Here is a 12,765-nt window from a genome sequence, read left to right as displayed (position 1 = left end):
GGGCGTCCTCGCCCGGAATAGTTAGCATGTTTTGGTCACTGGCGACTTTCGCCTACCTGCTCGGCTCGCTGTCCTTCGCCATTTTGCTCAGCCGCCTGACGGGAAATCCCGACCCGCGAATGAGTGGCTCAGGCAATGCCGGCGCCACCAATATGTTGCGCCTGGCCGGCAGGAAACTCGCCGTACTCACGCTGCTGGGCGACGTATGCAAAGGCTTGTTGCCCGTCATGATCGCCAGCCTCGCCGGTCTTACCCTGCAACAACAGGCCTGGATCGGCGTGTGCGCCGTCCTCGGCCACCTGTTCCCACTGTACTTCCGTTTTCGCGGCGGCAAAGGCGTCGCCACGGCAGCCGGCATGTTGCTGGGGATCTACCCCCCAGCGGCCTTGCTGGCCGTGCTCGCCTGGCTACTGACGTTCTACCTGACCCGCACCAGCTCACTCGCCGCCTTGATCGCGACCCCGCTCACCCTGCCGCTGCTGGCCTGGCAAGAACCGGCGGCGCTGCTGCCGATGAGCGTGCTGACACTGCTGATCGTATGGCGCCACCGCGGCAATTTACGCGACCTGTTTGCCGGGCGCGAACGGCATTTCTAAATACGTCCGGTGAGCCCGACTCACGTTGCGGCCTTACAGCGGCGACAACTGCTCCATCGGCCAGCGTGCCTGCACACTGATCGCCAGGCTTTCGTGCTGGCCCGCTTGCAAGCGTTGGCAACCGGCATAGGCAATCATCGCACCGTTGTCCGTGCAGAACTCGGGCCGGGCGTAGAACACATCGCCTTTCATGTCGCCGAGCATTTTTTCCAGTGAAGTGCGCAAGGCCTTGTTGGCGCTGACGCCGCCCGCAATCACCAGGCGCTTCATGCCTGCCTGTTTCAGGGCGCGCTTGCACTTGATGGTCAAAGTCTCCACCACGGCCTGCTGGAACGCCAGTGCGATGTCGCAACGGGCTTGCTCACTGTCGTCCCCGGCGCTGACGCTGTGCTGCCAGGTATTCAGCGCAGAGGTCTTCAAACCACTGAAACTGAACATCAGGCCAGGGCGATCGCACATCGGGCGCGGGAAGGTGTAGCGCCCGGCAACGCCTTTTTCGGCCAGACGCGCGATTTCCGGGCCACCGGGATAATTGAGGCCCATCATCTTCGCGGTCTTGTCGAATGCCTCGCCGGCGGCGTCATCCAGGGACTCACCCAACAGGGTGTATTGGCCGATACCATCCACCTGAACCAACTGCGTATGGCCGCCTGAAACCAACAAAGCGACGAACGGGAACTCAGGGGGTGTTTTTTCCAGCATCGGTGCCAATAAATGGCCTTCCATATGGTGCACGCCCAGGGCCGGAATGCCCCAGGCAAATGCCAGCGCTTGGGCGCAAGAGGCCCCAACCAGCAGGGCTCCGACCAATCCAGGGCCCGCGGTGTAGGCGATGGCGTCGATCTCGGTCGGCACACAGCCGGCCTCATCCAGCACCTGGCGGATCAGGGGCAGCATGCGTTTGACGTGATCACGGCTGGCCAGCTCCGGCACCACGCCGCCATAGGCACGGTGCAGGTCGATCTGGCTGAACAGCGCATCGGCCAAGAGCCCGCGTTCACTGTCGTAAAGTGCGACACCGGTTTCGTCGCAGGAGGTTTCAAGTCCCAGTACTAGCATGGGTTTGCGCCTTGTAGAGGCTAGATTCGAAGGCGCGCATAATAGTCGCCGCTCCCCCTCCCGACTAGCGGTTTTCGATCAGAGGCTTTGCATTCCGGTCAATGAGGGGTTAACATCCGCAACCCTTAAAAACCGACGACCTCAGCCGCGAATTTTTTGCGACGAGAACGTTGATCCCGGTAATGAAAGAAGGTAGCTCTGGATGCCAGCCGTCAAAGTTAAAGAGAACGAACCCTTCGACGTAGCTCTGCGTCGTTTCAAGCGCTCCTGCGAAAAAGCCGGTGTACTGGCTGAAGTTCGTAGCCGCGAATTTTATGAGAAGCCAACTTCTGAGCGTAAGCGTAAAGCAGCAGCCGCTGTTAAGCGTCACGCCAAGAAAGTTCAGCGCGAACAGCGCCGCGCCGTTCGTCTGTACTAATACACAGACGTTCGTAGCAAGCTTCTGCCAAGCCCGGCCCTCAGCCGGGCTAATGGCATTTGCGGATATCGCTTGATGTTTCACTGTTGACGCCGCACATGCGACCGAAACACCTGCTTCACACGTCAGGACTGGCGTTTCTGCCAGCGGTGCACGTCTTTTCTGACGAGCCTAACAAGGCTACTGACGAGCACACTCATTCTTCAAGCAGGCGATCAACTGTATCGGCTGTGCCCGACAATGCGCTTCCGAGGCCCGCCATTGGCCAAGACCGGATGCCGGGGCAACATTTCCATGCCGAAAAGCTGATTGAAATTAACGTCAGTGAATGCGCGGCAGATACACTTCCTGAAAGCCCACGCAGGCATTTGATGATCGAGCCACACGATGCGTGCGCTTGAACACTTGATGGACCCTCATTTACACGCAGTGATGACGAGAACGCCATGGCCGGGCTGATTCCCCAGAGCTTTATTGACGACCTTCTGAACCGCACCGACATCGTCGATGTTGTCAGCTCGCGCGTGCAACTGAAAAAAGCCGGCAAGAATTACACCGCCTGCTGCCCGTTCCACAAGGAAAAGACCCCCTCGTTCAGCGTCAGCCCCGACAAGCAGTTCTACTACTGCTTCGGTTGCGGCGCCGGCGGCAACGCCCTGGGCTTTCTCATGGACCACGACAACCTGGACTTCCCCCAGGCTATCGAGGACCTGGCGAAAGCGGCGGGCATGGAAGTCCCCCGCGAAGAAAGTGGCCGCCCACACAAACCGCGACAACCCACCGATTCGCCGCTCTACCCGCTGCTGACCGCCGCGGCCGACTTTTACCGTCAGGCACTTAAAAGCCATCCGCAGCGCAAAGCCGCCGTCGACTACCTCAAAGGCCGCGGCCTCACCGGTGAAATCGCGCGCGACTTCGGCCTCGGTTTCGCCCCGCCCGGCTGGGACAACCTGTACAAGCACTTGAGCAGCGACACGCTCCAGCAAAAAGCCATGATCGATGCCGGCCTGCTGGTGGAAAACGCCGAGACCGGCAAGCGCTATGACCGCTTCCGCGACCGCGTGATGTTCCCGATCCGCGACAGCCGTGGCCGCATCATCGCCTTTGGTGGCCGGGTGCTGGGGGATGACAAACCCAAGTACCTGAACTCCCCGGAGACCCCGGTATTCCACAAGGGCCAGGAACTCTACGGCCTGTTTGAAGCACGCAAGAACAACCGCAACCTCGACGAGATCATCGTGGTTGAAGGCTACATGGACGTGATCGCGCTCGCACAACAGGGCCTGCGCAACGCCGTGGCCACGCTTGGCACCGCTACCAGCGAAGAACACATGAAGCGCCTGTTTCGCGTGGTGCCCAGCGTGCTGTTCTGCTTCGACGGCGACCAGGCCGGCCGCAACGCCGCTTGGCGCGCGCTTGAGGCGACACTGTCGAGCCTGCAGGACGGGCGTCGCGCACGCTTCCTGTTCCTGCCAGAAGGCGAAGACCCGGACACCCTGGTGCGCTCCGAGGGCACCGACGCCTTCCGCGCGCGCATCAATCAACACGCACAGCCGCTGGCGGACTATTTCTTCCAGCAACTGACCGAAGAAGCTGACCCGCGCTCCCTCGAAGGCAAGGCCCACATGGCCACCCTCGCGGCACCGCTGATCGACAAAGTCCCCGGCGCCAACCTGAAATCACTGATGCGCATGCGCCTGCTGGAAATCACCGGTTTGAGCGGCGAGGCCGTCAGCCAACTGGTGCACAACGCACCGCAGGATGCACCACCGGCGTACGACCCTGGCATGGATTACGACGCCATGCCGGACTATGCCGACTTCCACCAACCGCAGGACGCCTACGCGCCCCAGCAGGAGTGGACGCCGAAAAAACCCGGCGCCGGCGGCAAGAAATGGGACAAGAAACCCTGGAGCAAGAACGGCAAGCGCGGCGATCGCGACGAGCCCTACACCCCGCGAACGCCCGTGGCCGTTGAAGCGCCAACGCTCATTGCGCTGCGTACGCTCATTCATCACCCGCAGCTGGCGGGCAAGGTTGAGAGCGCCGATCATTTTGCCAACGCGAGCAATACTTATGCCCAGGTGCTGATCGCCTTGATCGAAGCGGTACAGAAAAATCCCAAGCTAAACTCAATTCAGCTGATGGCGCGCTGGCACGGCACCGAACAAGGCCGGCTGTTGAAAGCGCTCGCGGAAAAGGAGTGGCTAATTGACGGCGACAACCTTGAACAACAGTTTTTAGACACCATTAATAGGTTATCCGCGGGTCAGCACACGCAGACCCTCGATGAGCTCATCAAGCGAGCAAGACAGCCGGATTTGTCGGCTGAAGAGAAAATTCAGATAGCAAAACAGATGCGCGACCTCTTAAAACAGAACGTTTGCGCATCAAACCCGACCTCAGCTGGCGTGTGAGGTCACAGCTCGGGTATAATCCTCGGCTTGTTTTTTGCCCGCCAAGACCTTCAGTGGATAGGGTGTTATGTCCGGAAAAGCGCAACAGCAGTCTCGTATCAAAGAGTTGATCGTTCTCGGTCGTGAGCAGGGCTACCTGACTTACGCGGAGGTCAACGACCACCTGCCTGAGGATATTTCAGATCCAGAGCAGGTGGAAGACATCATCCGCATGATTAACGACATGGGGATCAACGTATTCGAAGTCGCGCCAGATAAGGATTCCCTTATGCTGGCCGACGCCGATACCGACGAGGCCGCCGCTGAAGAAGCGGCGGCCGCGCTGGCTGCAGTAGAGACCGATATTGGTCGCACGACAGACCCTGTGCGCATGTATATGCGTGAAATGGGTACCGTCGAGCTGCTGACACGCGAAGGCGAAATCGAAATCGCCAAGCGTATCGAAGAGGGCATCCGTGAAGTGATGGGCGCAATTGCGCACTTCCCTGGCACGGTTGACCACATTCTCTCCGAGTACACCCGAGTCACCACCGAAGGCGGTCGCCTGTCCGACGTGCTGAGTGGCTACATCGACCCGGACGACGGCATCGCGCCGCCTGCCGCCGAAGTGCCGCCGCCTGTCGACCCGAAAGCCGTTAAAGCTGACGACGAAACCGAAGACGACGATGCTGAAGCCAGCAGCGACGACGAAGATGAAGTTGAAAGCGGTCCGGATCCGGTCGTGGCTGCCCAGCGTTTTGGTGCGGTTTCCGATCAGATGGAAATCACCCGCAAGGCGCTGAAGAAGCACGGCCGTTCCAACAAGCAGGCAATCGCCGAGCTGGTTGCCCTGGCTGAGCTGTTCATGCCGATCAAGCTGGTGCCGAAGCAATTCGAAGGCCTGGTCGAGCGTGTCCGCAGCGCCCTTGAGCGCCTGCGTGCACAAGAGCGTGCAATCATGCAGCTCTGTGTCCGTGATGCGCGCATGCCGCGTGCCGACTTCCTGCGCCAGTTCCCGGGCAACGAAGTCGACGAAAGCTGGACCGATGCACTGGCCAAGGGCAAGGCGAAATACGCCGAAGCCATCGGTCGCCTGCAGCCGGACATCATTCGTTGCCAGCAAAAGCTGATCGCGCTGCAGACCGAAACCGGCCTGACGATTGCCGAGATCAAGGACATCAACCGTCGCATGTCGATCGGTGAGGCCAAGGCCCGCCGCGCGAAGAAAGAGATGGTCGAAGCCAACTTGCGTCTGGTGATCTCCATCGCCAAGAAATACACCAACCGTGGCCTGCAATTCCTCGATCTGATCCAGGAAGGCAACATCGGCTTGATGAAGGCTGTGGACAAGTTCGAATACCGTCGCGGCTACAAGTTCTCGACTTATGCCACCTGGTGGATCCGTCAGGCGATCACTCGCTCGATTGCCGACCAGGCCCGCACCATTCGTATTCCGGTGCACATGATCGAGACCATCAACAAGCTCAACCGTATTTCCCGGCAGATGTTGCAGGAAATGGGTCGCGAACCGACTCCGGAAGAGCTGGGCGAACGCATGGAAATGCCTGAGGATAAAATCCGCAAGGTGTTGAAGATCGCTAAAGAGCCGATCTCCATGGAAACCCCGATTGGTGATGACGAAGACTCCCACCTGGGTGACTTCATCGAAGACTCGACCATGCAGTCGCCCATCGATGTCGCCACCGTTGAGAGCCTTAAAGAAGCGACTCGCGACGTACTGTCCGGCCTCACTGCCCGTGAAGCCAAGGTATTGCGCATGCGTTTCGGCATCGATATGAATACCGACCACACCCTTGAGGAAGTCGGTAAGCAGTTTGACGTGACCCGCGAGCGGATCCGTCAGATCGAAGCCAAGGCGCTGCGCAAGTTGCGCCACCCGACGCGAAGCGAGCATTTGCGCTCCTTCCTCGACGAGTGATACCAGAACCCCCGGCCCAGGCCGGGGGTTTTGTTTTCTACAGATAAAACCCCGCGCCAGATCCCTCCCCCAAAAGCCCGTCTACACTCGAAACATTCCCCGTGCCATAACGAGACCGTTATGCCCAGACTGCCGGCTCTGTGTTTGCTGTGGCTGCTGACCTGGACCGCAACGGCTGGCGCGCTGACGCTCACTGATGATGAGCGTGCCTGGCTGGCGGACCATCAGGAACTGCGCCTGGGGGTGGACGCGTCATGGCCACCCTTTGAATACCGTGATGAAGTTGGCCGCTACCAAGGCTTGGCGGCGGATTACGTGCGCCTGATCCAGGACCGCCTCGGCGTGAGGATCAAGCTTATCGAACCACCCACCTGGGGCGCCGTTCTGGAGATGGCGCGAGACAATCAGCTGGACCTCATACCCAGCGTCATGTCGACACCGGAGCGACAAAACTACCTGGCATTCACGCGACCCTACATTGACTTTCCGATGGTCATCCTTGCGCATGAAGGCGGTGCTCGTCCCCGCAATCTCAAAGACCTCTACGGGCTGAAGGTGGCGGTGGTCGAGAACTATTCCCCTCACGAACTGCTGCGAACCCATCACCCCGATCTCAACTTGATTGCATTGCCCAACGTCAGCTCGACCCTGCAGGCACTGGCCACCGGTGAAGTCGACACCGTGGTCAGCGACTTGGCTTCGACGGTGTGGAACCTGCGCGAGCTCAAGCTTGACGGCTTGTACGTCAGTGGCGAAACGCCCTACCGCTATCAACTGGCGATGGGCGTACCCCGCGACGACCACATGCTGGTGGGCATTCTGGACAAGGTGCTCGCCGACCTGAGCCCGGAAGAAACCAACGCCATCCAGCAGCGTTGGGTGGGCAGCTTCACCGACCACCGCACCTTCTGGTCTGACTTGTTGCTGTACGGCCTGCCGGCGGTTTTGCTGTTGAGCACCGTATTGGCCATCGTGATCCGGATCAATCGCCGGCTCAGTTCAGAAATTTCCCGCCGCGTTGCCCTCGAACAGGAACTGCGCAGCAGCGAATATCACTATCGCGGCCTGGTGGAGAGTCTGTCCGCCATCGCCTGGGAAGCCAGCATTGCCGACTTCACCTACAGCTACGTGTCACCCCACGCCGAAGACCTGCTGGGGTATCCCCGCGCCCACTGGCTGATTCCAGGCTTCTGGCGCAACATCATTCACCCCGCCGACCTGATCCGCACCGAAGCCTACTGCTACCGGGAAACCCGTGCCAACCGTGACCACAGCGTTGATTACCGGGTCATCACCGCCGACGGCCGCTGCTTATGGGTACGGGACATTGTCAGCCTGATCGAGCACGGCCATGAGCCCGTACTGCGCGGCTTGATGATTGATATCAGCGAGGCCAAGCGCACCGAGGAAGCCCTGCAACTGTCCGAGCAAAAATTTGCCTCGGTGTTCCAGCAGTGCCCGGACATGCTGTTGATCGCACGGCTGTCCGATGGCTGCCTGCTGGAGGTGAACAAGGCATTCGAGGACCAGATTGGCCTGAGGGCCGAAGACGTGATCGGCAGAAGGGTCACGGAGTTGGATATCTGGGACATTCAAGGGATTGGCCCTGACTTGCTGCAACGGATGCAGACCACCAGCATCCGCAACCTGGAAATGCCCTTCCTGCGCAGTAACGGCCAAGCCTTCACGGGGCTGATTTCCGCCGAGCCGTTTCAACTTGATACCACGGAAGCCATCGTGGTGGTGGTGCGCGACATCACCCAACTCAAGGAAACCCAGCAGTTGCTGCAGACCTCCGAAGAGAAATTCGCCAAGGCCTTCCACGCCTCCCCCGATGGCCTGCTGCTGAGCCGCCAGCGGGACGGCCTGCTGATTGAAGTGAACGACGGCTTCACTCGCATCACCGGGTTTTCCAGCGCAACATCGCTCGCCCAATCGACGCTGGACCTGGGCATCTGGGTCGACCTCAACGAACGCAAACACCTGCTGGAAATGATGCAGCGCGATGGCTTTGTGCGTGACTATGTCTGCCATATCCGTCGCAGCGATGGCCAGATTCGCCTGTGTGAAGTGTCCAGCCGCCCCATGAGCATTGGCAATGAGGACTGCATGCTCACCATCGCGCGGGACATTACCGAACGCCAGTTGATGCAGGAAAAACTGCAACAGGCCGCCACGGTGTTCGAAAGCACAGCCGAAGGCGTGTTGATCACCGATATCCACCAGAACATCAGCGCAGTCAACCGAGCCTTCACCGAGATCACCGGCTACAGCGAGGCCGAAGCCCTCGGCCAGACCCCTCGTTTGCTTGCCTCCGGCCTGCATGACAGCGCCTTCTATGCCGCCATGTGGCATCAACTGGCCGCCCACGGCCACTGGCAGGGCGAGATATCCAACCGGCGCAAGGACGGCGAGCTGTACCCCAGTTGGCTGACCATCAGCGCCGTGCGCAACCGCGACCAGGTGATCACCCACTTCGTCGCGGTGTTTGCCGACATCTCCAGCCTCAAGCTGGCCCAGGCCCGCCTCGACTACCAGGCACACCACGACCCGCTGACCGGCCTGCCCAACCGCACGCTGTTCGAAAGCCGGCTGCAGGCCGCCCTCAACGGGCATCAGGAAACCGGCAAGCAAGGCGCCGTGCTGTTTCTGGACCTGGATCGTTTCAAGCACATCAACGACAGCCTCGGCCATCCGATAGGCGACTTGCTGCTCAAGGGCATCGCCGTGCGCCTCAAGGAGCAACTGCGTGACATCGATACCGTCGCGCGCCTGGGCGGTGACGAATTCATCATCCTGCTCCCTGGCCTGCAGCACGCGAGCGACGCCGAGTACCTGGCCAATAAACTGCTGGCCTGCTTCGCCCCGCCCTTCCAGGCGGGTGAACATGAGTTCTTTATCAGTGCCAGCATCGGCACCAGCTTGTACCCCCAGGACGGCACGGATGTCGCCACGCTGGTCAAGAATGCCGACGCCGCGATGTATCGCTCCAAGGCCAAGGGGCGTAACCGGGTCGAAAGCTACACCAGCGATCTCACCGCGCAGGCCAACGAACGCGTGGCACTCGAACACGAGCTGCGCCGCGCTATCGAGCGCAACGAACTGAGCTTGTGCTACCAGCCCAAACTGAGCCTGGCGACCCAGGAACTGATCGGTGCCGAAGCACTGATCCGTTGGCGCCACCCCACCTTTGGCGACGTGCCGCCCGAACACTTTATTGCCCTTGCCGAAGAAAACGGCATGATCCTGCAGATCGGCGACTGGGTGCTCGAACAAGCCTGCCGACAGCTGCATGCCTGGCAGGGCACCTTCGACAACTTCGGTCCGCTGTCGGTCAACCTGGCGGGCGCCCAACTGCGCCATCCCGGCTTGCTGGGCCGTATCGAACAACTGCTGCACGACTACCGGCTCGCCCCAGGCCGCCTGCAACTGGAGATCACCGAAAACTTCATCATGAGCCAGGCCGAAGAAGCACTGGAGGTCCTGCACCAACTCAAGGACCTGGGCGTACAGCTTGCCATTGATGACTTTGGCACCGGTTATTCGTCCTTGAGCTACCTCAAGCGCCTGCCGCTGGACTTCCTCAAAATCGACCAATCCTTCGTCCGCGGCCTGCCCGACGACCCCCACGACGCCGCCATCGTGCGCGCCATCATCGCCCTGGGCCACAGCATGCAATTCACCATCATTGCCGAAGGCGTGGAGAACACGGCGCAACAGGCTTTCCTGGCGGCTGAAGGCTGCGAACAGATGCAGGGCTACATCGTCAGCCTGCCGCTACCGCCCGAGCTTTTTGCCGCGACGTTTCTTCGTATGAGCATTGAGGATTTTTCGGATGGCACAGTGGGGAAACCATCGTTATAATCCGCGACCTGTTAAGGGCCTATAGCTCAGTTGGTTAGAGCAGGGGACTCATAATCCCTTGGTCGTAGGTTCGAGTCCTACTGGGCCCACCAAACAAGAAAGCCGCGCATTGCGCGGCTTTTGTGTGTCTGGAAGTCTGTAACATGCTCCCTATCACCGCCAACACCGGAGCCCGCCTTGTCCGCCCTAGACGAAATCGACCGCCAACTCATCGCCGCCCTGCAGCTCAACGCCCGCGAAAGCGTGGCCATGCTCGCTCGGCAGCTAGGCATCGCACGCACCACGGTGACCTCGCGCCTGGCTCGCCTTGAAAAAACCCAGGTCATTACCGGTTATGGCGTGCGTCTCGGCAAGCGCGTGGTAGATGGCGGTTTGCAGGCGTATGTCGGCATCACTGTGCAGGCGCGCTCGGGCAAGGAAGTGCTGCGCCGGCTCAGCGCCATGGCGCAAGTGCAGCAGTTGTGCGCGGTCAGTGGCGAGTTCGATTACGTCGCCTGGCTGCGCACGGATTCGCCGGAACAGCTCGATCAATTGCTCGACCAGATCGGCAGCGTGGACGGTGTGGAAAAAACCACCACTTCGATCATCCTTAGCAACAAACTGGATCGCGGACAACCAATCTGACCAGCGATCTCGTCGTTACGACTGAAATCAACTCAATCCGACGACACATTGCGTCTTAATAACGAACGCTACGCTCCCTAAACTGGCTGCCATCTTTTCCTATACTCAGCGGGTCACGTCCGCCCAGTCGCCAGTAAGGTCAGCCATGAGCATTCCGTCCAGCACCCTCGCCAAGCCCCATCGCCACCCGGTCGACGGTAAGAAGCCCATCACCATCTTCGGCCCGGATTTCCCGTTCGCCTTTGATGACTGGATCGAGCACCCGGCCGGCCTGGGCAGTATCCCCGCCGCCAACCATGGCGCGGAAGTGGCGATAGTCGGTGCGGGGATCGCGGGCCTGGTGGCCGCTTACGAGCTGATGAAGCTGGGCCTCAAGCCGGTGGTGTATGAAGCCTCGAAAATGGGCGGCCGCCTGCGCTCCCAGGCGTTTGAAGGCGCCGAAGGCATCATCGCCGAACTGGGCGGCATGCGCTTCCCGGTGTCGTCCACCGCGTTCTATCACTACGTGGACAAGCTGGGGCTGGAAACCAAACCGTTTCCTAACCCGCTGACTCCGGCGTCGGGCAGCACGGTGATCGACCTCGAAGGCCAGACCCACTACGCACAGAAACTCTCCGACTTGCCCGCGCTATTCCAGGAAGTGGCTGACGCCTGGGCCGATGCGCTGGAAGCCGGCTCGCAGTTCGCCGATATCCAGCAAGCCATCCGCGACCGTGACGTGCCGCGCCTCAAGGCGCTGTGGAACACGCTGGTGCCATTGTGGGACGACCGCACCTTCTATGACTTCGTCGCCACCTCCAAGGCGTTTGCGAAGCTGTCGTTCCACCACCGCGAAGTGTTCGGCCAAGTCGGTTTCGGCACCGGTGGCTGGGATTCGGACTTTCCCAACTCGATGCTGGAAATCTTTCGCGTGGTGATGACCAACTGCGACGATCACCAGCACCTGATCGTCGGCGGCGTCGCCCAGGTACCGATGGGTATCTGGCGCCATGTACCGGAGCGTTGCGCCCACTGGCCGGCCGGCACCAGCCTCAGTTCGCTGCACTGCGGTGCGCCACGGGCCGGGGTGAAACGCATCGCCCACGCCGCCGATGGCCGCTTCGCCGTCACCGATAACTACGGTGACACCCGCGAATACGCCGCCGTGCTGACCACCTGCCAGAGCTGGCTGCTGACCACCCAGATCGAATGCGACGAAACCCTGTTCTCGCAAAAGATGTGGATGGCCCTGGACCGCACCCGCTACATGCAATCGTCAAAAACCTTTGTGATGGTCGACCGCCCGTTCTGGAAAGACAAAGACCCGGAAACCGGGCGCGACCTGATGAGCATGACGCTCACCGATCGCCTCACCCGTGGCACGTACCTGTTTGAAAACGGCAAGTTCGACAACGGTGACGACAGGCCAGGCGTGATCTGCCTGTCGTACTCCTGGATGAGCGACGCGCTGAAAATGCTGCCGCAGCCCATCGATAAACGCGTGAAGCTGGCCCTCGATGCACTGAACAAGATCTACCCGAAAGTCGATATCAAGACGCGCATCATCGGCGACCCGATCACGGTGTCGTGGGAAGCCGACCCGCATTTCCTCGGGGCCTTCAAGGGCGCCCTGCCCGGTCACTATCGCTACAACCAGCGTATGTATGCGCACTTCATGCAGAAGGACATGCCCGCCGAACAGCGTGGGATTTTTATCGCCGGTGACGACGTCTCCTGGACGCCTGCATGGGTCGAAGGCGCGGTGCAAACCTCACTGAATGCGGTGTGGGGCATCATGAATCACTTCGGCGGCAGCACTCACCCCGAGAACCCGGGGCCGGGCGATGTATTCGATGAAATCGGGCCGATTGCCCTGCCTGAGTAAGGAGC

General features: G+C 60.4%; 8 protein-coding genes and 1 tRNA gene. 8 read left to right on the top strand and 1 reads right to left on the bottom strand.

Going from position 1 to position 12,765, the window contains the following annotated elements:
* The first annotated feature begins 26 nt into the window (after positions 1-26).
* Positions 27-596 carry a glycerol-3-phosphate 1-O-acyltransferase PlsY gene (gene plsY / locus BLL36_RS21370; protein WP_076953295.1) on the top strand — a complete coding sequence of 190 codons (570 nt, stop codon included), beginning with the start codon at positions 27-29 and terminating at the stop codon, positions 594-596.
* 33 nt (positions 597-629) lie between these two features.
* Here plsY and tsaD read toward each other — a convergent pair whose 3' ends face one another.
* Positions 630-1,655, bottom strand: a complete 1,026-nt coding sequence (tsaD, locus tag BLL36_RS21365; RefSeq protein ID WP_017739515.1) for a tRNA (adenosine(37)-N6)-threonylcarbamoyltransferase complex transferase subunit TsaD — start codon at positions 1,653-1,655, stop codon at positions 630-632.
* 202 nt (positions 1,656-1,857) lie between these two features.
* Between tsaD and rpsU the strand changes: the two genes are divergently transcribed.
* The 7 genes from rpsU (at position 1,858) to BLL36_RS21330 (ending at position 12,760) form a co-directional block, all read left to right on the top strand.
* Positions 1,858-2,073 (top strand): 30S ribosomal protein S21, encoded by a 216-nt coding sequence (gene rpsU, locus BLL36_RS21360; protein ID WP_002551877.1) that lies wholly within the window; start codon positions 1,858-1,860, stop codon positions 2,071-2,073.
* Positions 2,074-2,519: 446 nt separating this feature from the next.
* Positions 2,520-4,490, top strand: coding sequence for a DNA primase (dnaG, locus tag BLL36_RS21355; protein WP_076953294.1), 1,971 nt, complete (start codon positions 2,520-2,522; stop codon positions 4,488-4,490).
* A gap of 67 nt (positions 4,491-4,557) precedes the next feature.
* Entirely contained in the window at positions 4,558-6,408 is a 1,851-nt protein-coding gene (gene rpoD / locus BLL36_RS21350) for an RNA polymerase sigma factor RpoD (RefSeq protein ID WP_076953293.1), read from the top strand.
* 120 nt (positions 6,409-6,528) lie between these two features.
* Positions 6,529-10,272, top strand: a complete 3,744-nt coding sequence (locus tag BLL36_RS21345) for an EAL domain-containing protein (protein ID WP_076953292.1) — start codon at positions 6,529-6,531, stop codon at positions 10,270-10,272.
* A gap of 15 nt (positions 10,273-10,287) precedes the next feature.
* Positions 10,288-10,364, top strand: a tRNA-Ile gene (locus tag BLL36_RS21340).
* Positions 10,365-10,449: 85 nt separating this feature from the next.
* A complete protein-coding gene (locus BLL36_RS21335) occupies positions 10,450-10,896 on the top strand; it encodes an Lrp/AsnC family transcriptional regulator (protein WP_076953291.1) in 447 nt (148 codons plus the stop codon).
* Positions 10,897-11,041: 145 nt separating this feature from the next.
* A complete protein-coding gene (locus BLL36_RS21330) occupies positions 11,042-12,760 on the top strand; it encodes a flavin monoamine oxidase family protein (protein WP_076953290.1) in 1,719 nt (572 codons plus the stop codon).
* Positions 12,761-12,765 lie beyond the last annotated feature (5 nt).

Origin of the sequence: Pseudomonas cedrina subsp. cedrina (assembly GCF_001983175.1) — a bacterium.
Lineage (GTDB): Bacteria > Pseudomonadota > Gammaproteobacteria > Pseudomonadales > Pseudomonadaceae > Aquipseudomonas > Aquipseudomonas cedrina.
Note: the sequence above shows the minus strand (reverse complement) of the source record. Positions and strands in the feature narration are given on the sequence as shown.